Origin of the sequence: Corynebacterium lubricantis DSM 45231 (genome assembly GCF_000379425.1) — a bacterium.
GTDB lineage: Bacteria > Actinomycetota > Actinomycetes > Mycobacteriales > Mycobacteriaceae > Corynebacterium > Corynebacterium lubricantis.
In genome coordinates, this window is record NZ_KB902196.1 from 1 (window position 1) to 23663 (window position 23663).

At 57.3% G+C, this 23663-nt stretch carries 24 protein-coding genes and 1 other RNA gene; 16 read left to right on the forward strand and 9 right to left on the reverse strand.

All coding sequences use genetic code 11. From position 1 onward, the window contains the following. Positions 1–195: transposase (locus A37O_RS14930; RefSeq protein WP_211208344.1), on the forward strand; the 195-nt coding region annotated here is incomplete at its 5' end. Positions 196–221: 26 nt separating this feature from the next. Here the strand turns inward: A37O_RS14930 and A37O_RS0107405 are convergent. Beyond that, complete coding sequence (locus A37O_RS0107405) at positions 222–953, reverse strand: helix-turn-helix domain-containing protein (RefSeq protein ID WP_018296868.1); 732 nt, start codon at positions 951–953, stop codon at positions 222–224. Between the two features lie 231 nt (positions 954–1184). On the opposite strand from A37O_RS0107405, the gene A37O_RS0107410 reads away from it, so the two are divergent. From A37O_RS0107410 to A37O_RS15670, 5 genes are all read left to right on the forward strand, one after another. Further along, positions 1185–1655 (forward strand): SRPBCC family protein, encoded by a 471-nt coding sequence (locus tag A37O_RS0107410; RefSeq protein ID WP_018296869.1) that lies wholly within the window; start codon positions 1185–1187, stop codon positions 1653–1655. A 96-nt stretch (positions 1656–1751) separates the two neighbouring features. After that, positions 1752–2264, forward strand: a complete 513-nt coding sequence (locus tag A37O_RS0107415) for a ferritin (RefSeq protein ID WP_018296870.1) — start codon at positions 1752–1754, stop codon at positions 2262–2264. A 125-nt stretch (positions 2265–2389) separates the two neighbouring features. After that, positions 2390–3310 carry a carbon-nitrogen hydrolase family protein gene (locus A37O_RS0107420; RefSeq protein WP_033377899.1) on the forward strand — a complete coding sequence of 307 codons (921 nt, stop codon included), beginning with the start codon at positions 2390–2392 and terminating at the stop codon, positions 3308–3310. A 205-nt stretch (positions 3311–3515) separates the two neighbouring features. Next, positions 3516–3797, forward strand: coding sequence for a ribbon-helix-helix domain-containing protein (locus A37O_RS14935; protein ID WP_033377898.1), 282 nt, complete (start codon positions 3516–3518; stop codon positions 3795–3797). A 144-nt stretch (positions 3798–3941) separates the two neighbouring features. Continuing rightward, a complete protein-coding gene (locus A37O_RS15670; protein WP_425386898.1) occupies positions 3942–4844 on the forward strand; it encodes a zinc-binding dehydrogenase in 903 nt (300 codons plus the stop codon). A 52-nt stretch (positions 4845–4896) separates the two neighbouring features. Here the strand turns inward: A37O_RS15670 and A37O_RS0107435 are convergent, their stop codons facing one another. Continuing rightward, the gene (locus A37O_RS0107435) at positions 4897–6411 is read right to left on the reverse strand and encodes an AMP-binding protein (RefSeq protein WP_018296876.1); all 1515 of its coding nucleotides are present in this window, start codon (positions 6409–6411) and stop codon (positions 4897–4899) included. 23 nt (positions 6412–6434) lie between these two features. Then, positions 6435–7961, reverse strand: coding sequence for an AMP-binding protein (locus A37O_RS0107440; protein ID WP_018296877.1), 1527 nt, complete (start codon positions 7959–7961; stop codon positions 6435–6437). Between the two features lie 225 nt (positions 7962–8186). Between A37O_RS0107440 and A37O_RS16135 the strand changes: the two genes are divergently transcribed. Both A37O_RS16135 and mcrC read left to right on the forward strand, forming a co-directional pair. Then, positions 8187–10427 carry an AAA family ATPase gene (locus A37O_RS16135; RefSeq protein ID WP_156802533.1) on the forward strand — a complete coding sequence of 747 codons (2241 nt, stop codon included), beginning with the start codon at positions 8187–8189 and terminating at the stop codon, positions 10425–10427. Then, complete coding sequence (mcrC, locus tag A37O_RS0107450) at positions 10424–11494, forward strand: 5-methylcytosine-specific restriction endonuclease system specificity protein McrC (protein WP_018296879.1); 1071 nt, start codon at positions 10424–10426, stop codon at positions 11492–11494. The genes A37O_RS16135 and mcrC overlap by 4 nt, the downstream gene beginning before the upstream one ends. Here the strand turns inward: mcrC and A37O_RS0107455 are convergent. Together A37O_RS0107455 and A37O_RS0107460 are read right to left on the reverse strand one after the other, a co-directional pair. Continuing rightward, on the reverse strand, positions 11491–13551 hold the full coding sequence (locus A37O_RS0107455; protein WP_018296880.1) for an NADPH-dependent 2,4-dienoyl-CoA reductase: 2061 nt from the start codon (positions 13549–13551) through the stop codon (positions 11491–11493). The genes mcrC and A37O_RS0107455 overlap by 4 nt on opposite strands. A 55-nt stretch (positions 13552–13606) precedes the next feature. Continuing rightward, the gene (locus tag A37O_RS0107460; RefSeq protein ID WP_018296881.1) at positions 13607–14398 is read right to left on the reverse strand and encodes a PaaI family thioesterase; all 792 of its coding nucleotides are present in this window, start codon (positions 14396–14398) and stop codon (positions 13607–13609) included. 194 nt (positions 14399–14592) lie between these two features. Here A37O_RS0107460 and A37O_RS0107465 point away from each other — a divergent pair, with 194 nt between their 5' ends. Continuing rightward, entirely contained in the window at positions 14593–15759 is a 1167-nt protein-coding gene (locus tag A37O_RS0107465; protein ID WP_245533812.1) for a S1 family peptidase, read from the forward strand. Positions 15760–15764: 5 nt separating this feature from the next. Here the strand turns inward: A37O_RS0107465 and hisN are convergent, their stop codons facing one another. Together hisN and A37O_RS0107475 are read right to left on the reverse strand one after the other, a co-directional pair. Then, the gene (hisN, locus tag A37O_RS0107470; RefSeq protein WP_026196232.1) at positions 15765–16556 is read right to left on the reverse strand and encodes a histidinol-phosphatase; all 792 of its coding nucleotides are present in this window, start codon (positions 16554–16556) and stop codon (positions 15765–15767) included. Positions 16557–16566: 10 nt separating this feature from the next. Further along, positions 16567–17379 (reverse strand): inositol monophosphatase family protein, encoded by an 813-nt coding sequence (locus A37O_RS0107475; RefSeq protein ID WP_018296884.1) that lies wholly within the window; start codon positions 17377–17379, stop codon positions 16567–16569. 48 nt (positions 17380–17427) lie between these two features. Here A37O_RS0107475 and prfB point away from each other — a divergent pair, with 48 nt between their 5' ends. From prfB to ssrA, 7 genes are all read left to right on the forward strand, one after another. Beyond that, positions 17428–18534, forward strand: coding sequence for a peptide chain release factor 2 (gene prfB / locus A37O_RS0107480; RefSeq protein ID WP_018296885.1), 1107 nt, complete (start codon positions 17428–17430; stop codon positions 18532–18534). Positions 18535–18576: 42 nt separating this feature from the next. Beyond that, on the forward strand, positions 18577–19269 hold the full coding sequence (gene ftsE / locus A37O_RS0107485; protein ID WP_026196233.1) for a cell division ATP-binding protein FtsE: 693 nt from the start codon (positions 18577–18579) through the stop codon (positions 19267–19269). A gap of 19 nt (positions 19270–19288) precedes the next feature. Next, positions 19289–20191 (forward strand): permease-like cell division protein FtsX, encoded by a 903-nt coding sequence (gene ftsX, locus A37O_RS0107490; RefSeq protein WP_018296887.1) that lies wholly within the window; start codon positions 19289–19291, stop codon positions 20189–20191. Positions 20192–20215: 24 nt separating this feature from the next. Beyond that, the gene (gene smpB / locus A37O_RS0107495) at positions 20216–20704 is read left to right on the forward strand and encodes an SsrA-binding protein SmpB (protein WP_018296888.1); all 489 of its coding nucleotides are present in this window, start codon (positions 20216–20218) and stop codon (positions 20702–20704) included. Next, a complete protein-coding gene (locus A37O_RS0107500) occupies positions 20701–21060 on the forward strand; it encodes a DUF488 domain-containing protein (RefSeq protein ID WP_018296889.1) in 360 nt (119 codons plus the stop codon). The genes smpB and A37O_RS0107500 overlap by 4 nt, the downstream gene beginning before the upstream one ends. After that, a complete protein-coding gene (locus A37O_RS0107505) occupies positions 21057–21743 on the forward strand; it encodes an SDR family oxidoreductase (protein ID WP_018296890.1) in 687 nt (228 codons plus the stop codon). The genes A37O_RS0107500 and A37O_RS0107505 overlap by 4 nt, the downstream gene beginning before the upstream one ends. 61 nt (positions 21744–21804) lie before the next feature. After that, positions 21805–22183, forward strand: a transfer-messenger RNA (tmRNA) gene (gene ssrA, locus A37O_RS16140). Between the two features lie 55 nt (positions 22184–22238). Here ssrA and A37O_RS0107510 read toward each other — a convergent pair. Together A37O_RS0107510 and A37O_RS14950 are read right to left on the reverse strand one after the other, a co-directional pair. Beyond that, positions 22239–23381, reverse strand: a complete 1143-nt coding sequence (locus A37O_RS0107510) for a tyrosine-type recombinase/integrase (RefSeq protein WP_018296891.1) — start codon at positions 23379–23381, stop codon at positions 22239–22241. A 42-nt stretch (positions 23382–23423) separates the two neighbouring features. Further along, positions 23424–23663 (reverse strand): integrase core domain-containing protein (locus tag A37O_RS14950; RefSeq protein ID WP_018296892.1); only part of this gene is annotated, 240 nt, incomplete at its 5' end.

A 23663-nucleotide genomic window follows, 5' to 3' on the forward strand; every position in this document is an offset into this window, starting at 1 on the left:
ATCTTCCCTGACCGTGATTCGGTGGTCCGGTTGGTCGGGGCAGTGCTGGCTGAGCAGCATGAGGACTGGATGCAGCAGCGTCGGTACATGCCTCTGGCGATGCTGTCCTCGACGGCGGAGATGCTGGCGAAGGCCCGGGCAGCTGACGGCGTCGGCGTCGTTGTCGGTGACGGTCAGGAGGCTCTGGTGGCGTAAGGAATCCTGTTCCGTCAGCGGTCAGTTCATCGCTGAGTCAACCGCTGGCGGATACACCACTCAAAAGGACTTGACCTTCCTCGGGCTGAAAAAATGCGTGCTAGTTGTCGCTCGCTTAAGTGAAGATCTGTTGCGATGTCGCCAATAGTAAGTTCTGTTTCGATATACCTTTCCGCAATGACTGTGAATGCATTCTGAAATGCGGCTTCACTTTCGGACAATGGGATGGCACTTCGGATAAGTCGCTCAACATCGATTCTATGTCCGGCAAATATTGCGTCCTGCAGGTTACCAAACTCAGTTGTGGTGGCGACGAGAGATCTATGTTTCTGAACGATTTCTGGTGCAATTTCAGCTACAAGCTTTTTGGGGATAAGAAGTGAACGCATAGTCATGTGCTTGCCAAAAATCATCGAATAAGGCGAATCCGTGTCAAATATCAGAAGCGTTTTATGGTTAATGCTGGAGACACCACTAGAATCTTGAAAGTAGAGGTCCCCTCCTTCGACGGTGGATAGCTGGATCATTTGGCTTGGAGTCTCGTCGACGTCAGCACTTGTGCGAAAGATGGTGTGAGCGCCAGCTTGTATTTGAACACTTTGTATCGAAGCGTGGTTTATGCAGCGCTGGAGGCCATGCAGTCGCTGGTCCAGCGTTTGGCAAGTTAATTTCACCATGTGCAGAGCATTGAAACGTTCCCAAGCGGGAATCTCCTCGTATTGGGGGATTTCGCTGGTATCGAGTTGAACATACTTCACAGACGTTTCCTTGCCGGCATCGATTCTGAATGGACTTTTCAGCTCTTTTGGAAGAAGCCTACTTAATTTGAAGTCTCTTATCGTCCTATTTTTGAGGAGCGTGCCATTCCAGCCTCGCTGACGTCGTGGCGTGATAATCCACCAGGAGCATTTTCTGAATTATCCAACACGCTGAATTTCGTGTCAGGTCTTCATGATCCTCGCGATTCTGGGAGCACGTAAACTTATCCCATGACAACATCACTGACATTTTCGGATTCCATTCTCATCGCAGCGACTCCACAGCAGGTCTATTCCACAGTTGCTGATGTAACTCGAACCGGCGAGTGGTCCCCGGTCTGCAAGGAATGCTGGTGGGATGAGGGCGACAGCGCGCAGATTGGTGCGCACTTCACTGGACGAAACGTAAACTCTGAGCGCACCTGGGAGACTCGCTCCGAGGTAACGGCGGCTGATCCCGGCGTGAAGTTCAGCTGGAAGGTCGCGGGCGGAACGGCGAACTGGTCATACGAGATGGAAGAATCCGATGGCGGAACCAAGCTCACTGAATCGTGGGAGTTTACGCCATTTGGCCAAGGATTCTTCCAGGAACGGTTTGGGGACCAGGCTCCGGTTGAAGTAGAGAAGCGACGTGTTGCCGCGGAGACGGGTATCCCAGTGACTCTTGCCAACATCAAGAAAATTGTTGAGCAAGAAGCCTAACTGTTTCGCGCTCTAAACAAGGAAGACGCCTTCCCCTTTGGAATAATTGTGAGCTCAGTCTCAACGATGGAGGGGTAAAAAGTCTAGAATTGTGGCATGAAAATTCCAGATAAATTACTCGAAACCATGAACGCCCAAGTAACCGCTGAACACCAGGCCGCGCTGATTTACACGCAGCTTGCTTATTCCCTCGATGGCCTAAGCTTCCCTGGGATGAGCGGGTGGATGTACGCCCAAGCTGAGGAGGAGCGCAAGCATGCCAAGATGATCGCCGATCATATTCTCGCTCGTGGCGGCGATGTAGAGCTGGGCACTATTGAGATTCCGGCGATGGCCGTGAAGTCTCCGCTCGATGCCTTTAACTATTCATTGGAGCATGAGCAAAAAGTGTCGGAGATGATCCGCAACTTGGCACGCGTGGCTGACGAAGTCGGTGATCTAGACAGCCGTTCCCTGGTGAACTGGTTCCTGAGCGAGCAGATCGAGGAAGAGGACAACGTTTCCGAGATTATCGAGCAGATCAAGCTGGTCGGCGAGGATGGCTCGGGTTTGCTGCGTATCGACTCTGATTTGGGCGCCCGCAACACGCAAGCAGAGCAAACAAGGTAGCCAGCTGTCCGCTGGCTAGGCGTTCTGCGAACGGCACTCTTAGGACCAGCTCCTTGGTTACACTTCTTGTCAAAGGAAGATGAGTTCTCAGACGCAAGGGCGCTGACAAGTTGTGGGGAGAAACCATGAAAGTTGCAGTCGTACAGGCCACGTCCATTCCCTTTGAGACGGAAGCGGCGGTGACAAAGGTTGTCGACAAGCTTCGCGAAGCGGGTAGCGAAGGCGCAAAAATTGCGGTGTTTCCCGAGGCCTTCATTGGCGGATACCCGAAGGGGGCCACGTTCGGTGCGCCTTTGGGCACACGCAGTCCGGAGGGGCGTGAGCTCTATCGTCGATACGCGGAAGCGGCGATCACCCTTGACGGACCTGAACTTGAAAGCATCGCGCAGGCGAGTGCCGAGAGTGGGGTATTCGCAGTTGTTGGAATCATCGAGCGGGTGGGCAAGACGCTTTATTGCTCGGTGGTGATGATTGATCCGGAGCAGGGGCTCGTCGGTAAGCACCGCAAGCTCATGCCCACCGCGCTGGAACGTCTTACCTGGGGCTTCGGTGACGGCTCGACTCTTGATGTGGTGGACTCGCCAGCTGGCAAGCTCGGTGCCGTGGTGTGCTGGGAAAACTACATTCCCATGCTGCGTCAGGCGATGTACGCCCAAGGAGTGCAGATCTATTGCGCGCCAACCGTCGATGATCGCGATACGTGGTCGGCGTCGATGCAGCACATCGCGGCGGAAGGCCGGGTGTTTGTGCTTTCGGCTGTGCAGGTGCTGCACCGTGATCAGATCGGTGAAGACCTATACGAAATTGCCGATGAGCTGGGGGATCGCGAGCAGTTGATCCGCGGTGGCTCGATGATCGTCGATCCTCTGGGACAAGTCCTCGCGGGGCCCGTCTATGGCGAAGAGACCATCCTCTATGCCGATCTGGATCTGGACCAACTGACCCGCGGCTACTTCGACCTTGATGTCGCCGGGCACTATTCTCGCCCGGATGTATTCCAACTGCATGTGAATACGGCACCGCAGGCCTCGGTGGTGTTCGAGTGAAGCCCCCAAAGATCCGTTGATTTAACTCCAGCGCCCCGAGCCTCACGCTCGGGGCGTATACGATGTATACATTGTTTACTTTTAGGCTTAGATGATCTTCGCCACTATTCGCAGGTGAAGGGACCTTTTATTTAAATGCATAATATAAAATGTATATGTTGGATAAACGATGTTTACTTGTATTGCTAAAAGAAAGGCATCTGTGATGGCGCAAGCTTCTCATCCGTCGAGCCGGGTAGTTTCGGTTCGAATGCCTGGGTCAATCATTGAGCGCTTAGATGCATTGGCGGAACGGACGGGTCGCAGTAGGGGCTTGTATATCAAAATGGCGGTCACCGCGATGCTGCCGGAATTGGAGCGGGAGCACTGGAATCAGGTGGCCGCGAAGTTTGAAGATGACATCATCGAGCGCAAATTCTACGAAATTATGCAGAACTCGTTGCGGGATATTGAGGACGAACATCGGGACGGCGAAACGTTTTTGTAGCGGTTTTCCGGCCAAGCGACTAGCGTGGCAATTGAAACCGAATTGAAAATTTGCCGGTTTCTAAAACGCCTAGAAACTCTGGAGGAAAATACAATGCGCGCATGGCAATAAATTGGTGCAGGACAACCAATTACACTAAACGAGATCGATGAACCAACGGCCGGAGCCGGCGAGGTAGCAATCAACGTGCAGGCCGCCGGCCTGTGTCACAGTGACGTGGGCATCCTCGAAGGTGTTATTCCCGAGCCACTCCTCGGCAGCGTGCCTCAGACTTTGGGCCACGAAGTCGCAGGCATTGTCAGCGCCGTCGGCGAGGGTGTGACCAAGTTTAAGGAAGGCGACCGTGTGGCATTCCACATGGGCGCCGACGGTCCCGGCATGGGCATCCCTGGTGGCTACGCACGCGTATGCGTAGCTCCCGAAGCACTCGTTGTTCCCATTCCTGACGAGGTTCCTTTTACCGCAGCAGCTGCAGCGACCGATGCTGGCATGACCCCGTACCACGCAATTAACACCGCGGGTGAGGTCAAGGCTGGCGACAATATCGTGATCATCGGACTGGGTGGACTGGGCTTTAATGGCCTCCAGGTGGCACTGGGCTTGGGCGCAAACGTTTGGGGAGTCGAGCCTCGCGAATCGGTCCACGCAAAGGCACTTGAAATGGGTGCCAAAGAAGTAGTTACCGACATTTCCGGGTTCGCTGGCCGTGACTTCGATGCAGCGTTCGACTTTGCAGGCTTCGGCACTACCACTTCGGATGCCGTTGCAGTCGTGCGTCCTGGCGGACGCATCGTCTTGGTCGGCGTAGGTAGGAACGAAACTACGATTTCCACCCCTGCGTTTATTCAGAAGGAAGTTACCCTGCGTGGTTCTGCTGGTGGTTCCAACGAGGACCTGGCGGGCTACCTGAATCTTGTCGCTGAGGGCAAGGTTAACCCAGTGACCTCCACGATTAAGTTCGAAGAGATCGGGGAAGGTCTTAAACAGGTCGAGGCAGGCACGGTGACGGGCCGCCTCGTCGCAGATCTATCTGATCACACCAACTAAGGCTCAATCGTCGTAAAGCAAAGTGCCCTTCCACAGGGAAGGGCACTTTCATTTACACGGCCAGCGGGATCTCGCGCAGCTCGCGGCGCAGGATCTTGCCGGTTGGGTTCTTCGGAATCGCCTCGATGAAGTCCACGGCGCGCACCTTTTTGTACGGGGTGACGCGCTCGGCGACCCAGTCCATCACCTGGTCCGCTGTCAGCTCGGCGCCGTCTCGCTTGACGACGAACGCACGCGGAATCTCCAGGCCATCGCGGTCCACGCCGACAACTCCGGCATCGTTGATGTCTGGGTGGGTAAGCAGCAGGGCCTCGAGCTCGGCGGGGGCGACCTGGTAACCCTTGTACTTAATCACTTCCTTCGCGCGATCCACGATGTAGACCGTGCCGTCTTCGGCCACGCGAGCGACGTCGCCGGTCCGCAACCACCCATCGCCGATCAGGGTTTCGGCGGTTGCCTTCTCATTGTTGAGGTAGCCGTGGGTGACCTGCGGGCCGCGAATGACCAGCTCGCCATTCTCGCCTTCTGGCACTTCGTTTTCGCTGTCGAGCTCAAGTAACTTGAACTCGGTATTGGGCACCGCGAAGCCGATTGAACCAGGCTGCGCCTCTCCGCTGAGACCCACATGCGTCACCGGCGAGGTCTCGGTCATGCCGTAGCCCTGCAGCATATCGACGCCGAGCTTTGCCTCCACAGTTCGAGCGAGCTCGTTGTCCAGAGGGGCCGCACCCGAGAGCATCACTCGCGAGGCGGTGAAGTCTTCTGATTTCACGGCGGGGTGCTTCGCCAGTGCCACGGCCATCGGAGGCGCGATGAAGGTGAACTCGATTTGGTGCTTCGGGTGGGCCTCAATAAACGTGTTCAGGTCGAACTTTGGCAAGGTGAACACGTGGTGGCCCGAGGCGAGCTGGGATAAGAGCAGGGTGGTCATGCCGTAGATATGAGTAAACGGCAGAGGACAGAGAAAATTGGTGGGTTCGGTGATGCCGTTCTCGCGGATCATGAACGCGGTCTGCTCGATATTGGACACGATGTTGCTGTGAGAAAGCATCACACCTTTGGGCAGGCCCGTGGTTCCGGAGGAAAACGGGATGGCGAAGAGATCATCCGGGGAGATAGAGACGGTCGGCGCGGGCAGACCCATCGCGGCGATCGGTGGGATCTCACCGCTCCAGATCTGATCCAGTTCCTCCATGTCTTGGGTACCGATGTAAAGCTTCGCTTCAGAGAGGTGGAGCAGCTTCTCTAGGTCCGCGCGATTGAGCAGCGCACCAAGTGGCGCGACGGTCGCGCCGGATCGAGCGATGCCCAAAAGCGAGGTGACGAAGTTGACGGAGTTCGGGATCTGCAGTGCCACTACGTCACCTTTGCCAATGCCGCGCTGCGCTAGAGCGCCGGCAACGGAAAGCGCGCGGTCGCGCAGCTCGCCATAGGTAATGGTGGCATCGGTGTTGAGCTCGGTTACGGCCGGGCGATTGAGCTCCTCTTCGGTCAGATTGTCGAAAATGCGGCTAAATACGTCTACTGCTGGGATATCGATATTTGCGAAACGGCTGGTGTAGGCCATGGAAAATCTCCTTAGATTCTTATTTATGCGTGTTGGGTGACAGGCCAGGGGATCTCGCGCAGCTCGCGGCGCAGGATCTTTCCCGTCGAGTTCTTCGGGATCGCCTCGATGAAGTCCACCGCGCGCACCTTCTTATATGGGGTGACGCGCTCGGCGACCCAGTCCATGAGCTCGTCTTCAGTGAGCGCGGCGCCGTCTCGCTTCACGACGAACGCACGTGGAATCTCCAGCCCGTCGCGCTCCGCGCCGACGACGCCGGCATCGAGGATGTCCGGGTGGCGCAGTAGTAACGCCTCGAGCTCGGCAGGGGCGACCTGGTAACCCTTGTACTTGATCACTTCTTTTGCGCGATCGATGATGCGCATCGCCCCGTCGTCGTCGATACGCGCAATATCGCCGGTGCGTAGCCACCCACCTTCAACGAGGGTCTCCGCGGTGGCCTCCTCATTATTGAGGTAACCCCGCATGATCTGGGGGCCGCGGGCGAGGACCTCGCCGGGTTGGCCGCATTCAACGTCTTCGAGGGTGACAATGTCGACGAGGCGCAGCTCGGTGTTCGGCGCCGGGCGGCCCACGGCGGCGTGATCGCCCTTGCCATGGACGTTGACTGCGAGGAGCGGGGAGGCCTCGGTCATGCCCCACCCCTGAATGACTTTGTTGCCAAGGCGTTTTTCGACGGCACGCATGATGGGCGCATCGATCGGGGCGGCGGAGCTAATCATCAGTTCGGAAGCACCGAACCAGGCGGGCTCGATCGAGGGATGCTTCGCCAGGGCGATGGCCATCGGCGGGGCGATGAAGGTGAGCTGAATGCCGTGCTTCGCGTGACCTGCGACGAAAAGTTCCATGTCGAACTTCGGCAAAGTAAAGATGTGATGGCGCTGCATGAGAGGCGCGAGGAGTAAAACCGTGAGTCCGTAGATGTGGGAAAACGGCAGGGGAGAGAGCGTGTTGGTGTAGCGCTCAATCTCGTTTAACCCGAGCATGTAGTCGATCTGGAGGATATTCGCTACGAGATTGCGATGCGTAAGCTGAACACCCTTCGGCAGGCCGGTGGTGCCCGAGGAGAAGGGCAGTGCGGCGATCGAGTCAGGGTCGATCTGTAGGTCGGGGGCAGGGGTATTGCGGTTCGCTAGCGCCGGGATCTCCATGGAGAAAAGCTGCGGGAAGTTCTCCACGTCGGTCAGCCCGATAAAGAGGTCGGTGCCCGCGGCTTCGGAGATGTGCTCAACATCTGCCTGGTTGAGCAGTGCGCCAATGGGGTTCAGCGTGGCACCAGCGCGCAGGATGCCGAAGAGCGCGATTGCGAAATTAATCGAGTTGGGCACCTGGAGGGTCACCATACTTCCCGGGCCAATTCCGCGTTCCGCCAGGCCGCCCGCGAAGGATTCGGCCATCGCCTTGAGCTCGCCGTAGGTCACGGAGTCGCCCGTAGACAGCTCGGTGATTGCGGTGCGCGCGGCATCTTTCGCGGTCAGCTCCCCGAGCACGAGACTAAAAATGTCCGTCTCAGGAATGGTGAGTGATGGGTATGGGCTGGAGTAAATCAAGGTGCCTCCATAGTGTGATATGAATCGCTATTCGTATGAGATGTATCACAGGCTACACCTCGCTTGCGGGAGAGGCAATGAATTTCTTATTTTGCAGCTGAGAAATGGTTTTAGGGTGAGAAATAGGGGAGATTGGCAAATCCTTTGATTCCCAGCCCGAACAATTTGCAACGGGTTGTTGGTTGTCGCTGAAAGTTGAAGGTTTTTGGGTTACAAATGGCTTGTATGAGCTCTGTAGATTTTGATGACAACCTGATTTCCGAGGCCTATGCCTCGCGTCGACGGGAAGAACTCGAGATTGCCGAACAGGCGAGCGAGATTATTGGCCATATGCTCGGGGACGGGTACTCCATCATTGATCCAGGTGTGCGGATCTGGACGGCCGAAGCTGCTGAAGATTTGCGCCGTCGAGTTGAAGACAATCCCATTGAAGGTCCAGGTCCCGGACAATGGGGGAAATTGGATATTCAAATCCAAGGAGCATCAGAGGAAGTAGTTCTTCTCGTGGCCGAAATAGCCTTCTTACGAGAACATGGATCGAGTTCATATTTGCCCAAGACTCGACGCGCACATATTGAGAGAATTCTTGCTCACCTCGACACTCCTGTACAGATTCCTGAACGGATGTCTAAGTGGTTAGATCGGCCGATTCGAAAGGCCGGATTCAGTACTACTCAGGGTTTCAATAACGGGCTGTGGAAGCACATCGTTTGGATAGCCACTTTCGTGCGGGAATGGAATCTTTTAACTGAGGAGACGAAGCAGGAAGCACGGTCTAATCCATGGTCATTGCAGAAGCATATGCTTGAGTCTGGTCAAGACCAGTCCGTGATTCGCAACGCTCTGCAATTTCTTGCCAGGCCTGATGCTTTTGAGCCAATTTCGTCCCGTTGGATGAAGCAGGACATCCAGAAGGAGCTGGCAGACTTACTGGATGAAGATCCTAAAGAAGGGGAAGTTGGTTGTGATCAGGACATCGTAGAAATCCGGGCTAAACTATCGCGCGAATACGAAGAACCATTCAGTTTTTGGGATGAGCCGATAAAGTCCCTGTGGGACAAGGGGAAGAGTGGAAATTCGGAGGAACTCGAGGAAGCGAACCTCGACGAGCCTCGTCCCATTCATTACTGGCTCTATGCCCCTGGACCAGGGGCATCGAGGTGGGAAGAATTCTTTGGCGCAGAGATCATGGCACTCAACTGGGACGAGCTTGGCAGTTTCTCAGATTACGAGAACAAGGAGTCAATTCGGAAAGAGCTCTCAGGAGCAGAAAGCGGTACCTCGTCAAGTAATGATGCACTTGCCGTGTGGCAGTTCCAAAATGAGATCCGAGAGGATGACGTTGTCTATGCGAAGCAGGGTAAGTCGAAAATCGTTGGCCGAGGAATAGTCGCTTCTCGTGCCCGCTATGACGAAAGTAGGCTGGAGTTTAAGAACGTGCGCTCAATTGATTGGACTCACAACGGTTCATGGGAATATCCCGCGAAGGCGCCGAACAAAACCCTTACTGACTTGACCGATAAACACGATATCGTCGAGCAGCTTGAAGAAGCGATTGTAGGAGTGGAAGTTCAGGAAGCGTTACCGGCAACGAAATCCGTTCAATCCTATTTAGTTGAAGATTTCCTCGACGAAGTCTATCTTTCAAGCGACCAATACCAACGACTCCGCAGCCTCCTCAAACGCAAGAAGAACGTAATCCTTGCTGGTCCTCCTGGAGTGGGCAAGACTTTTGCGGCGAAACGGCTGGCTTACTCGATTATCGGAGAGAAAGACCCAGATCGTGTACAGATGGTGCAGTTCCATCAGAGCTACACATATGAAGACTTTATGATGGGCTATCGTCCAAATGAAAACGGTGGATTCGACCTCACCGAGGGGCCTTTTTACCGATTCTGTGAGAAGGCTCGAGCGGATGATTCCGATCGTCCTTACTTCTTCATCATCGATGAAATCAATCGCGGAAACATCTCAAAGATTTTTGGAGAACTTCTGATGCTGATCGAGTCGGACAAACGCGGTGACAAACTTCGGCTGTTGTATAAGAACGAAGACTTCTCTATTCCGCAGAACGTACACCTCATCGGAATGATGAACACGGCCGACCGCAGCCTTGCTGTCTTGGATTATGCACTGCGGCGTCGATTCGGCTTCTTCCACATGGAACCGGGATTTCACACGGAAGGCTTCATTTCGATGCAACAGGATGTGGACAACCAGTCATTCGACAATCTCATCGATGCGACAGTCAGGCTCAATACCGAAATTGCCGAAGACATTTCGCTCGGTGCTGGCTTTGAAATTGGGCACAGCTACTTCAAACGTCCGAAGGACATTGAAGATGAGAGTGAATGGTTGCATTCAATCGTAGAAGACGAACTAATTCCACTTCTCCAGGAGTACTGGTTTGACGACCCCGCCAAGGTGAAGGAATGGAGTGGAAGACTGCAGGCGGCCGTAGAATGAGCAAAAAGAACATTCTCATCCAGAACGTCTACAGGATGATGGCCTACGCCTTCCGAACAGTCCAACGCCCTGAATCTGCCAGCATTGAGACGGAGCAGTTTGAACATCTCCATGATCTCTTTGCCGAGATCATCTCACGGGGAATGGCAGGACAAATTAAGCGCGGACTGCACCATGATTACAGAGTCCGAAGCGAATCACTCAATACAGTTCGAGGTCAGATCGAGGTTTCTCGTACCGCAACCACTCGTGGTTCCGCGCCGGGCAGAATTGTGTGTTCGTTTGATGAATATCTGCCAGACACCGCGATGAACCGGGCAGTGAAGTCGGCTATTGTTCTGCTAATCCGTCATGGTGAGGTGTCCAAGACTCGTCGGGACACTTTGCGTAGAGTCTTGGCCTACCTTGAGTCGATCAAGTTGGTTTCTCCGCGATCGATACGCTGGGGCGACTTCCAATTCAACAGGTCAAACGGGTCTTATCGGATTTTGTTGGGTGCGTGCGAACTGGTCGTCCGAGGACTGCTGCCGACGGAAGAGAGCGGTGAGAACAAGCTCGCAAATTGGTTGTCAGATGACGTGATGAGTACTTTGTACGAAAATTTCCTCCGAGAGTATTACGCGTTTCATCATCCTGAACTCTCTCCACGGGCAAAGTTAATTGAGTGGGATACCACGGCCGAGAACTCGATTGGGTTGGAACAACTTCCCGCAATGCGAACAGATATCACTCTGCAGGCGGGAAAGAACGTTCTCATTATCGACGCCAAGTACTACGGACACTCAATGCAACAAAGCCGATGGGGCAAATCGACAATCCATTCCGCAAACCTCTATCAGATCTTTACGTACGTGAAAAACACTGATCGCGATGCCGATGGGCTCGTGAGTGGGCTTCTCCTTTACGCGAAAACTGAAGGAGAGAGCCATCCCGATCTCGACGCGGAGATTCAAGGAGACAGGATTGGCGCGCACTCCCTGGACCTCAACACATCGTGGGATGAGATCGTGGCCCAGCTTGAAGGAATCCTTACCTGGCTCCCTGCACCTCAGCGAGCGTTGCTTTAGCGATCCATTGCGTTGACAGAATGCGCGTAGCTACCCGTTGCCGGCATCCCTTGAGTGTTCTGGGACCCAAGCCCTGCAACAACCTCCGTCGCCTGCCGGATCGCACGATTCGCATCCAGCTCGGCAGCCACATCGGCGCCGCCGACAACGTGGAAGCGCGGATCGGTCAGATCCCGAACCGATTCCTGGCCAGTGCAGATCACAATGGTATCCACCTCGATCGTGCGCAGCTCGCCGTCGACGGTGACGGTGAGCCCGGAGTCGTCGATACGCTCGTAACTCACCCCGGTCCACTGCTGCACCCCCTTGGCACGCAGCGCCGCGCGGTGCACCCATCCCGACGTCTTGCCCAGCCCCTTGCCGATCTTCGTCTCCTTGCGTTGCAGCAGGTGAATCTCGCGCGGCGAAGGTTCCGGCGCGGGACGGGTCAGGCCGCCAGGTGCGTCCGCATCGACGCCCCATTCCGCGCGCCATTGGTCGCGGTTGAGGCTTGGCGACGACTCCGTGGCCAGGTATTCCGAAACGTCCACGCCGATGCCTCCCGCACCGAGGATGGCCACGCGCTTACCGGCCGTGCGCTCGCCGGAAAGTAACTGGGCGTAGGTGATCACGGAAGTGTGATCGATGCCCTCGATCTCCGGGATGCGAGGAGTGACACCGGTGGCGACGATGACCTCGTCGAAACCTGCGAGATCGGCCTCGGTGGCATCGTGGTTGAGGCGCAGGTCGATGCCCTGAGTATCAATCTGGTGGTGGAAGTAGCGCAGCGTCTCGCGGAATTCCTCTTTGCCCGGGATCTCCTTGGCCAGTGAGAACTGCCCGCCGATGTGGTCATTGCGCTCAAAAAGTGTCACGGCGAAACCGCGCTCGGCCGCGGAGGTAGCCGCCGCGAGGCCCGCGGGACCTGCGCCAACGACCGCAACCTTCCGGCGTACCGGCGAGGGGAGTAGGACCAGTTCGCGCTCGTAGCAGGCGCGGGGGTTGACCAGGCAGGACGCCCGCTTGCCGACGAAAATCTGGTCCAAGCATGCCTGATTGCAGCCGATGCACGTGTTGATGGCTTCCGGTGTTCCAGCTTCGATTTTTGCCACGAGTTCGGGATCAGCGAGGAAGGGGCGCGCCATGGCCACCAGATCGGCGGTGCCTTCTTCAAGCAGCTGCTCGGCGACGGAAGGATCATTGATGCGGTTCGACACGGCGACGGGAATGCTCACGGCCGCGTGAACTTTGGCCGTGCAGTCGGCGAAGGCGGCGCGCGGGACGGAGGTGACAATCGTCGGCACGCGAGATTCGTGCCAGCCGATGCCGGTATTGATGATGTTGACCCCAGCCTCCTCGAGTTCCTGGGCCAGCGTGACAATCTCCTCGGGGGTCTGGCCACCGTCGACGAGATCGATCATGGACTGGCGGAAAGTGATGATGAACTCGTCGCCCACTGCGGCGCGCACCGCGCGGACCACTTCGAGGGCAAACCGGCGGCGGTTCTCAGGAGTGCCGCCCCATTCGTCGTCACGCGTATTGGTGGCCGGTGCCAAGAACTGGTTAATTAGATAGCCCTCGGAGCCCATGATTTCTACGCCGTCGTAGCCAGCGTCTGCTGCTTGTCGGGCTGCGTTGGCGAAATTGTAGATCTCGTCGCGAATCTCCTCCGTGGTAAACGCGGTGGGAGCAAACCTGGTGATCGGCGATTGGACGGCGGAGGGCGCTTTGCTGCCAGGGGCGTTGGCGTAGCGGCCGGTGTGCAGAATCTGCAGGGCGATCTTACCTCCCGCGTCGTGCACCGCGGAGGTGATCACTTGGTGGGCTTGGGCCTGCTCCGGGGTGGTCAATGTGCTTCCCGGAGCTGCGATCACACCCGCAGCGGAGGGGGCGTAGCCACCCGTGATGATGAGCCCGGCGGAGGCGCGCGCGGCGAAAAAGGCGGCCAAGTCGTCGATATTGTCCAGGCTATCTTCGAGTCCGGTGTGCATCGAGCCCATAATGACCCGGTTTTTTAGGGTCGTGAAGCCAAGGTCGAGGGGCTCGACCAGGTGTGGAAATTCTGTGTTCTGTACCATGAGCGACACTCTATAGTGTCATAGGTCACTCTGTACAGAATTGCCATTCGTATTTTTAATCGGTGTGCTTTTTCGCTGGGTGAAAGAACTTCTCCGGCACACCGAATGCAAGAATGTCTTCCTTAGTCGAACCGTTTTCCAAGCAGACCTTCACCACGTGGCGCATTTGATCGCGAGGATCGGCGATGCGGCGCTGCTCGCTCATGAGGCGGGTCAGAATCTCTGGTCGATCGCGAAATTCGTGCCACACAAGGGCCGTGGCCAGGGACTCTAGGACCGGACCGCGGGGGAACAAGGCCTGCTTGGGCTGCGGGGCGCGCTTGCCTCCGCCGCGGGGGCGCACGTGCAGGTCCTGCTGACTAATGCCAACAACGGTTCCGTCCCGGTTGAATACCTGCAGCGTAATGGGCACGTTGCAATAGCCGTCCTCCTCGATTGTTTTCTTGATCCAGTTAATCAAGTAATCATTCAGCTTGACCTCGAGGTAGCACCCCTGGCGGCCAGGGGAGAGGTACTGAAACGAACCCACACGAGTCCACGCCTCGTAGCCTTTGCCGAGGCGACGCTCGGTAAGCACGCCGACAATGGCATCACCCATGGCGTAGAGCGTGCCGCCGTAGGCAACACCATGAAGGTTTCTGTTCCACGGGCGCAGCTTGAGCTCGACGCGGCCGTAGGACCAATCGTCGGAAACATCCGTCCAGCGGGTACCGCTGAGCAAGTTCGGCCCCCAGATATTCATGGTGCGCCGAACCGAGCTCGGAGAGCTCATCGTTTTCTTCGTGATATCGCGATAGAGCTTCTTTCGCGACGAATTAATGCGCTGCTTAATGCTGTTCCCACTCATGGGGCACATGCTACAAGATTGCAGGCCTGCTATCTGGGCTGTTGCGTATTAGTACAGGCTCACAGGTGTTTTAGTGTTATGCAACGATTTGGCCACAATCCTCGTGTTCAACGACCGGCTGGGCTACGCGGTGCAACACTAGGGGAGTGCTTTTCTGGGCATGTGCAATAACCCGGTATTTATATTTGTAGAAAGTGAACCACCGACTCATGAAGCCTCGTCGTTTTTTGAAGTATGCAGTTCCTACCGGCTTCGCGGCGGCGACCTTACTACTGGCACCGCAAGCAGTGGCGCAGGAAGTCGGCGCCGTCGACATCGCCCCAATTGACTCGGCTGCGCTCGTTGAGCAGGTGCGTGACGAAGCAGCGAACTTCGGCGTCACCATCGCCCCAGTTGAAAAGGCGTTGACCGATTTCGTCGACGCAGCAGCCAACCAGTTCATTCCTCAGGCAGAGGCTGCGTCGCAGGAAGCGCAGTCGCTTATCGACGAGTCCTCGGCCGCCGTCCAATCCCAGAGCTACGCGGAGATCGCGAGCGCGCCGGCTACGACCCCGGAGCCACTGGGCACTGTCGCCGAACCTGCGCAACTCGCACAGCGTGAGGAATCCGGTCCTAATTATTGGGTGCGCGATGACATTGTTTCCAAGACTCTTGCTCAAAAGCCGCTTGCTGAAAACGTTGTGCATCGCATTCCTGGATCCACTTTCGATGCCCCACGCAAACCTGCCGAGTCCGATGAAGCTATGACGCGCGGCAACTCCCTTTATGGTCCCGGTACTCCCATTTATGTCGGCGATGGCGCGCTGTGCACCATGACTGTTGCAGGTACTGATGCAGATGGCCGCAAGGTTGGAATCACCGCAGGTCATTGTGGTCAAGTCGGCGACACGGTCACCTCTGCTGACTCATGGCAGGTGGGCCCATCGGGCACCATCGTGCACACCAACCCGAATCTGGATTACGCAGTCGTCGAGCTCGGCTCGAACGCTGAGATTACGAAGGACTACAACAATGTCCACGCAACCAGCGTCGGTGGGACCGCCCAGCCGGGCGAAATTGTGTGCAAGACCGGCGTTGCGACGAACGAAACCTGCGGCATGACCCTGACTGTCGACCAAGTCAAGCAGGTCAACCAGGTCTGTTCTATGGCTGGTGATTCCGGAGCGCCGCTCTATCAAGGCGGTCGCGTGGTTGGCATGATCAACGGCGGAATCATGCCGGTTCCTTTGAACGTAGCGTGCCAAACCCCATGGCAGGGCGCGTTGCACACACCAACCGCATCGGTGCGCATGGATGCCGTAATGAACGACCTCAATGCAACCGGCGCGCCGGGCCGTGGCCTGACGCTGCCGGAGAACTAAGACACCTAGCTCAGCGCACCCAGCACATCGGCGTGCAGCTGACCGTTGGTTGCAACGGCGCTGCCGCCGTGTGGGCCAGCCTCGCCAGCAACAGAGGTAAACGTTCCACCGGCTTCGCGGACGAGAATGTCCAGGGCAGCGAGGTCCCACAGGGAGACCTCGGGCTCGGTGGCGATATCGACGGCACCTTCGGCAACGAGGCAATAAGAGAAGAAGTCGCCGTAGCCACGCAGGCGCCAGCACTTGTCCGTCAGTGCGAGGAATTTCTCGCGGGCACCCTCGCCTTGGTGCTCATCCCATCCGGAGAGGGAAGAAAAGGACAGCGAAGCATCGTCCAAGCTAGCAACACCTGATACAGACAGGCGCTTGAGCGCTTGGCCGTTAAAGGTGCGCCAGGCGCCTGCTTCGGCGGAAGCATACCAGCGGCGTGTCAGCGCTGGTGCGGAGATAACGCCGACGACGGGCACGCCATCGTCGAGAAGCGAAATCAGCGTTGCCCAAACGGGCACGCCGCGCACGAAATTCTTCGTGCCATCAATCGGGTCGATGACCCACTGGCGGCCTTCGAAGACTGGGTCGCCGCCGAATTCCTCGCCGAGGACGGCGTCGTTGGGGCGTGCGTCCTCGAGCTTGGCGCGCAGGGTTTCCTCGACGGCCAGGTCGGCGTCGGAAACGGGGGTCATGTCTGGCTTGGAATTGACCTCGAGGTCGGCGGCTTCGAAGCGCTCCAAAGTGATCGAATCGGCCAATTCGGCCAGTTCGAGCGCGAGAGCTAAGTCATCTGCGTAATTACTCATGCTGAAAATCTTAGCCACTTTGCAGCGCAGCGGTGATCTCTGCGACAACTTGTTTATTGCCGGCAACACTCCACGTCGTTCCGCCGGCATCGACTTTCTCTCCCACGCCGCCGACTCCCTCAATGAGGATTTTGCCGGGCAGCCAGTCCCAGTCTGCGACCGAATGCTGAATCCAGCCGCCCACCCCGCCCGAGGCAACAGTGGCAAGGTCGATGGAACCAGCGCCGAACATACGAATTGTCGCTGCACCGTTAGCCGCTCGTAGCCACGCCTCCCGGATCCCGTCATCTTTCATGGACCGCGGGTGGAGGTAGGAGGCGAGGCTGACCTGAGCCAAACCGGCCTCGTGCAGCGGAGGTAGCGCAATCCCATTTTTTGTGGAGCCCTTAGGTGTGCCCAACCACGTCGTGTCAAAGGCTGGCCGGTTGACGGCGCTGAGAATCAACTCGTCCGGGTTCGAGGTGTCGCCTTCAATCAAGGCGAGGGCGGAGCAGAAGTAATCGGAGCCGGAGGCGAAGTTATAGGTACCGTCGACGGGATCAACCACCCAGACGCGCCCGGAGCGTGAGGCGACGGCGGAGCCTTCCTCACCGACGATGCCATCGGTGGGGCGCAGCTCAGCAAGGGCGTTAGCAACGAAGTCCTCGGCGGCGTGGTCAGCGTCGGTGACTACATCAGAGATAGAGGTCTTGAAATCCGTGGAGACTCCGGCCGCGCGCATCTCTAAGGCGAGCGAACCCGCGTAGCGGACAAGATCGCGGGCGAGAGTCAGGTCGTCTGCGGAGCGGTGGGAGTCGATGAATTCCAAAGTCGATTCGTGCATGAGCACCATTATGGGCCATGAGAGGTATGGAAGGTAGAATCAACCGCTATGCAGCCTGAAACCTCTTCGACCATTGAGCACTTGGACACGACTCTGACCACGATTGAGAAGGTCGTGGATTTAGACGAGCTGGCTTTGCGTGTGCGCGAATTGGAGCAGCAGGCGGCCGACCCTTCGTTGTGGGACGATCCCGATCACGCGCAGCAGGTGACCACGGAGCTCTCCAGCGTGCAGGCGAAGCTGCGCAAGGTCACCGATCTGCGCTCGCGTATCGACGATTTGCCGATCATGTACGAACTCGCCGAGGAAGAGGGGGACAGCTCCGTTGCCGACGATGAGCTGGCAAGCCTGAAGGCAGCGATCGAATCGCTCGAGGTAACCACCATGCTCTCCGGCGAGTACGACGAGCGCGAGGCCCTGATTAATATCCGCTCGGGTGCCGGCGGCATCGACGCGGCGGACTGGGCTGAGATGCTCATGCGCATGTACACCCGCTGGGCCGAAAAACACGGACACAAAGTAGATGTCTACGACATTTCCTATGCGGAAGAGGCCGGCATCAAGTCGGCCACCTTCGCGATTCACGGGGACTACATGTACGGGCAGCTCTCTGTGGAGCAGGGTGCGCACCGCCTCGTGCGTATCTCGCCGTTTGATAACCAGGGCCGGCGTCAGACCTCCTTCGCTGAGGTAGAGGTCCTGCCTGTTGTGGAGAAGACGGACAGCATCGACATTCCCGACTCCGAAATCCGCGTCGATGTATTCCGTTCCTCCGGCCCTGGCGGACAAAGCGTGAACACCACCGACTCGGCTGTGCGCATCACACACCTACCCACGAATATTGTGGTGAGCTGCCAGAACGAGAAATCTCAGATCCAAAACAAGGCCTCGGCGATGGCCGTTTTACAGTCGAAGCTCTTGGAGCGCAAGCGCCAAGAAGAAAAGGCTGAAATGGACGCGCTCGGTGCCGGTGGCAACGCTTCCTGGGGCAACCAAATGCGCTCCTACGTGCTGCATCCTTACCAAATGGTGAAGGATTTGCGCACCAATTACGAGGTCAACGACCCCGCCAAGGTCCTCGATGGCGACATCGACGGTTTCCTCGAGGCTGGCATTCGCTGGAGAATGGCCGAACAAAATTCTGAAAGTGACTAAATGAGTTTCGTCGCTCTTCCCGAACCTATTAGGGTGGGGCACGTGATCAATTTTTCCAATGTCACCAAGTCGTATTCAACATCGACCAGACCAGCCCTAGATAACGTCTCGTTCAAGATCGACAAAGGCGAATTCGTCTTTGTGATCGGACCGTCGGGCTCTGGTAAGTCGACGTTCCTGCAGCTGATGATCCGCGAGGAGAACCTCACCTCGGGCGATATCTACTTCGACGATCTGCACGTCAACGCCCTGAAGGGGCGTCAGATCAACGAGCTGCGCCGGCGCATTGGCTACGTTTTCCAGGATTTTCGCCTGCTGCCCAAACTCAACGTCTATGACAACGTCGCATTCGCCCTCGAGGTGATTGGCAAGCCGAAGAACCGGATCCAAAAGCTGGTTCCAGAAGCCCTCGAACTCGTCGGCCTCGATGCCAAAGCGCAGCGCATGCCGAACGAGCTCTCCGGCGGTGAGCAGCAGCGCGTCGCCATCGCGCGGGCCTTCGTCGATAAGCCACGCTTGTTGCTTGCCGACGAGCCGACCGGCAACCTCGATCCCTCCACCGCCGACGACATCATGTCGCTGCTCGCGCGCATTAACCGCACCGGAACCACCGTGGTGATGTCCACGCACAACTCGCGCGCGGTCAACGACATGCGCAATCGCGTCATCGAGCTGAGCTACGGCAAGCTCGTCCGCGACGATGAGCACGGCGTCTACGGCACCGTCAGCAACTAGGAAGCACAAGGGAGACAATATGAATCTTGGATATATCTTCCGCGAGGCATTCCGCGGGCTGGGGCGCAATTTCACCATGACGATCGCCCTGATCATCACCACCGGTATCTCGCTGGCGCTGGTCGGCGCGGGTATTTTGATTTCGCAGGTCACCAGTGAAACGAAGGACATGTACCTCGACCGGGTAGAGGTCATGGTTGAGCTTAACGACGATATCTCTGCCAACGACCCCGACTGTTCCTCGGACGCCTGCGTGGAAGTCCGCGACTCCTTGCAAAACGATCCCGACGTGGAATCTGTGGTCTATCGCAGCAGCGAGCAGTCCTACGAGCGTTTCGTCGAACTATTCCAGGACACCGATCCGATCCTGGTGCAGGAGACGTCCCCGGACGCTTTGCCTGCAGCGCTGCACGTGCGCCTTGTGGATCCGACCAATACCGAACCACTCGACCGGGTGGCCGAAATGCCACAGGTCTCTCTGGTGGTTGACCAGGCAGAAGGCGTGCGCGCCACGGCCGACAACCTGGATTCGCTGCGCAACGCGGCCTTCGTCGTCGCCGGCATTCAGGCACTTGCTGCGATCTTCCTGATCGGCAACATGGTCCAGCTGGCGGCCTACCACCGCCGCGACGAAATCGAGATCATGCGCATGGTCGGCGCATCCCGCTGGTTCGTTCAGGCGCCGTTTGTACTCGAAGCGATGATGTCCGTACTCATCGGCGGGGTGCTGGCCACGCTGGGTGTGTGGGCCGGCAAGACCCAAATCGTCGACCCCATGTTTGCCGATGTCTACGCCTCGCAGTTGGTGGCCAAGCTGCCGGACTCGGCGGTGTGGACCACGATGCCACTGGTCTCCCTGATCGGTGTCATTTTGTCCGGCCTCGTGGCCTGGGCAACGCTGCGCTTGTATGTTCGCAAGTAGGCGCCGGGTAGACTTGAAAGGATTATGGCAAAGAAGAAGAAAAATCAGGACCGGTCCGTCATCGCGACGAACCGGAAAGCTCGCCATGACTTTCACATTCTAGAAACCTACGAGTGCGGCATTGCGCTGGTAGGCACTGAGATTAAGTCGTTGCGCGAGGGCAAAGCCTCGCTCGTCGAGGCCTTTGCCACCATTGACAACGGTGAGGTGTGGTTGCGTAACCTCCACATTCCCGAATATTCCATGGGTTCGTGGACGAACCACTCGCCGCGCAGGACCAGGAAGCTGCTGCTGCACCGCAGCGAAATTGATACCCTTGACGGCAAGGTCCGCGACGGCAGTCGCACGCTCATCCCGCTTTCGCTGTACCTCAAGGATGGTCGCGTGAAGGTTGAGCTTGGTCTGGCGCAAGGTAAGCAGTCGCACGATAAGCGCGAGGCGATCAAGCGCCGCACCGAGGACCGCGAGATTGCCCGTGATTTGGGCAGGAAGTTCAAGGGAATTAAGGCATGATTTACGCAGTCAAGGTTCACGACATGCTCGCCGGCCGCACCGAGGCCCCAGGCACTCACGTCCTGGTGGATCGCCTCTGGCCTCGCGGTATTGCCAAGAAGGACCTTGACGCGACCTGGCTCAAAGACGTCGCTCCCTCGCCCGAGCTGCGGAAATGGTTTAACCACGACGCATCGCTTTTCGACGAGTTCTCCACGCGCTACCTGAGCGAGCTCGACGAGAATTCGGCCTCTGGCAACGAGGACCTCGCGTCTTTACAGAAGCTTGTCGACGACGGCGATGTCTCCTTGCTTTATGCCGCTAAAGACCACGAGATCAACCACGCAGTCGTGCTCAAGGAGTGGCTGGAGAAATGAAAACCGCACTTGTCACCGGCGCTTCCCGCGGTATCGGCCGCGCAATCGCCGAGGAACTAGGCAAGGACCACCATGTCCTCGTTGGCGCGACCCGCGATGCGTCCGCCGTGGTCGACGCCCTGCCCTCCGCCGAGCCCTTCGAGGTCGACCTGACCGACCCGCAGGCGCTCGCCGCTGCGGTGGAGGGGATCGAGGAGCTCGACGTTCTCGTTCACTCTGCAGGTGTTGCGCCACACAAGAGGATCGACGAGTCGTCGCTAAGCGATTGGCGCAGTGCCTTCGACCTCAACCTCTTCGCCGTCGCCGAGCTGACGCGCCTGCTTCTTCCCGCTTTAGAACGATCCACTGGCCTGGTCGTGGCCATTAATTCCGGCTCCGGCTATCATTCTGGGGCGAAGAACGCGCTGTATTCCGGAACGAAGTTCGCTCTGCGTGCGTTTACCGATGCGTTGCGCGTCGAGGAGCTGGGCAAGATCCGAGTGACTTCTGTGCACCCGGGCCGCGTGGATACTGACATGCAGTTCAAGCTGCAGCAGGATATGGGCGCCGCTGCTTCCGACTACGATGGCTCGCTCTATGTTGCTCCGGCATCGATCGCACGCGCGGTGCGACTGGCCGTCGACGCGGGCTGGGATGCTTCCGTGGATGAGGTTTCCGTGCGACCGTCGGGTCTTGCTAAATAGCGCAGCGGGGCGTAAAGTTAACTTTCCTGTGAAGATACGCATATATCCCGTCACAGGTAATGGGGTTGATTTGGTTTCGACTTTGTTGACTTAGCCAGGGGAAGCGTGCCGGTGCAGGCTGGAGACCACCGTGAGCGTCGCAGCAAAACAATAAGCGCAGAGAAGAACTCTCAGCGTGACTACGCCCTCGCTGCCTAATTCAGCGACGCGTGTCTGTCAGACCGTGTGAGCCTCGCATACGGACCCTGGCATCGACTTCAGAGGCTTACTTGCTTAGCGTGTTAGTGCGTTAAGTTAGGACATTTTTCACTAACTGGGCCCATCATCTGACCATGTTTGCCTGAGTCAGAGGGCCGAGCAGAGATCCCGCGCGAACTGCGCACGGAGAAGCCCTGGCACGGTAACGAAGGACCCGGGTTCAATTCCCGGCAGCTCCACCAAGGCCCCCTAACTGTTAACGCAGGTAGGGGGCTTTTTCTTTGTCTATAGCTGGACCTACTCGTCCTCTTTGGGCACATTTTGGGCACACTCGTTCTTGAAGATGGTGATGCTGAGCGCATCAGCGATGACATCGAGGTCGTCGTCGAACCAGTGACCATACTGGTCCAGCGTCATAGTGGCTGACTTATGACCGAGCTGACGTTGAATGGTCTTCACATGTGCTCCCGAAGAGATCATCAAGGATGTTGCAGTGTGTCTCAATTCGTGGGCAGCGAGAGCTTCCGGAAAGTCCTCGTCTGCTGCATGACACCGCTTGACGGCGGCCTCCAGCCAGTGGCCCTTTGTGGGGGGTTTAAGAGGTCCTCCTTTTCGAGGTGCCGTCCAAATTAAGTCTTCACGAGGGGTGTCTTCGGCATCCCGGAGAATCATCGCCTCAACTTCCATCGGAACAATGACGGTTCGAAGCGAGTGTCCCTTGAGATCCTTGAGGACCTGCCTTGAGTTAGTTTTGGAATAGGAACGAGCCAGCCGGAGGCGTCGACCGCCTAAGAGGTCGCGAGGTCGTAAAGCAACCATCTCGCCCCATCGGATGCCTGAAGTTGCTAACACCCACAGGATGGTTTGGTATTCGGAGGGTGTTTCGTCGGATAGGGCTCGCAGTTGATTAGCAGTGAGAGCAGTTTTATCGACGGCGAGTGTCCGGGGAACTCGTATCTTGCTTCCGGCCGGGTTGGTGACAAGTCGTTGGTCAGATACCGCCAAGTCGAGGATGGCCTTGAGGACCCCGAGGTTATGTCGCACAGTCTTGGGGGCAAGAGGGTTGGGCAATCTGTCTGCTGCAGATAGTCCGGCAACCCAGCTCTGAACATCCCCATGGCTAATTTTAGAGATCTGCCAGTGTCCCCAGTGGGGCTGAACATGAATTCGCCAGATTGATTCTTGACGCTCGTACCAGCTTTCAGAGATATCGACCAGGCTGGCCTTCCATTGAACGGCGAGGTCATCGACAGTAATCCGGCCAGCAGCAGGAGCAATGTAGGCCCCGGTCATCTTCTCGACCTCGATGGTCGCGGCAAAGTCCTTCGCTGCCGCCTTGGTTTTGAAGCCCCGCTTCTTGGTGGACCGGCGATCAGGGGTCCTATAGCGAACCATGTACCGCCGGCCTGACTGGGTATCGTAAGGCTCAATGGTCGCCACGGCGGCTCACCTCCGAGTGAAGCGTCCTGGTTTTCGTTCCGCTTATTGAACGCCCAACGGCTGGGCGTGTGATTGTTGATAGTAGGCGTCTTCCATCTCTTGTGGGGTGATGTATCCCAATGACTCGTGCAGGCGGTGGTTGTTCCACCAGTACACCCAGCGAAGGGTCGCGATCTCGACTTCCCCAACCGACGCCCACGGCCGGTGGGGATAGATCAGCTCGGTCTTGTAGAGACCGTTGACCGTTTCCGCCAACGCGTTGTCGTAGGAATCGCCGACGGT

What these genes read in the sequence shown, in the direction of transcription:
- A37O_RS0107505 (WP_018296890.1), top strand. Translation starts at nt 21,057, where the DNA reads ATGAAAACCGCACTTGTCACCGGCGCTTCCCGCGGTATCGGCCGCGCA.
- A37O_RS0107420 (WP_033377899.1), top strand. Translation starts at nt 2,390, where the DNA reads ATGAAAGTTGCAGTCGTACAGGCCACGTCCATTCCCTTTGAGACGGAA.
- A37O_RS0107415 (WP_018296870.1), top strand. Translation starts at nt 1,752, where the DNA reads ATGAAAATTCCAGATAAATTACTCGAAACCATGAACGCCCAAGTAACC.
- A37O_RS16135 (WP_156802533.1), top strand. Translation starts at nt 8,187, where the DNA reads ATGAGCTCTGTAGATTTTGATGACAACCTGATTTCCGAGGCCTATGCC.
- A37O_RS0107435 (WP_018296876.1), bottom strand. Translation starts at nt 6,411, where the DNA reads ATGGCCTACACCAGCCGTTTCGCAAATATCGATATCCCAGCAGTAGAC.
- A37O_RS0107455 (WP_018296880.1), bottom strand. Translation starts at nt 13,551, where the DNA reads ATGGTACAGAACACAGAATTTCCACACCTGGTCGAGCCCCTCGACCTT.
- A37O_RS0107475 (WP_018296884.1), bottom strand. Translation starts at nt 17,379, where the DNA reads ATGCACGAATCGACTTTGGAATTCATCGACTCCCACCGCTCCGCAGAC.
- mcrC (WP_018296879.1), top strand. Translation starts at nt 10,424, where the DNA reads ATGAGCAAAAAGAACATTCTCATCCAGAACGTCTACAGGATGATGGCC.
- A37O_RS14935 (WP_033377898.1), top strand. Translation starts at nt 3,516, where the DNA reads ATGGCGCAAGCTTCTCATCCGTCGAGCCGGGTAGTTTCGGTTCGAATG.
- hisN (WP_026196232.1), bottom strand. Translation starts at nt 16,556, where the DNA reads ATGAGTAATTACGCAGATGACTTAGCTCTCGCGCTCGAACTGGCCGAA.
- A37O_RS0107500 (WP_018296889.1), top strand. Translation starts at nt 20,701, where the DNA reads ATGATTTACGCAGTCAAGGTTCACGACATGCTCGCCGGCCGCACCGAG.
- ftsX (WP_018296887.1), top strand. Translation starts at nt 19,289, where the DNA reads ATGAATCTTGGATATATCTTCCGCGAGGCATTCCGCGGGCTGGGGCGC.
- smpB (WP_018296888.1), top strand. Translation starts at nt 20,216, where the DNA reads ATGGCAAAGAAGAAGAAAAATCAGGACCGGTCCGTCATCGCGACGAAC.
- A37O_RS0107460 (WP_018296881.1), bottom strand. Translation starts at nt 14,398, where the DNA reads ATGAGTGGGAACAGCATTAAGCAGCGCATTAATTCGTCGCGAAAGAAG.
- A37O_RS0107410 (WP_018296869.1), top strand. Translation starts at nt 1,185, where the DNA reads ATGACAACATCACTGACATTTTCGGATTCCATTCTCATCGCAGCGACT.
- prfB (WP_018296885.1), top strand. Translation starts at nt 17,428, where the DNA reads ATGCAGCCTGAAACCTCTTCGACCATTGAGCACTTGGACACGACTCTG.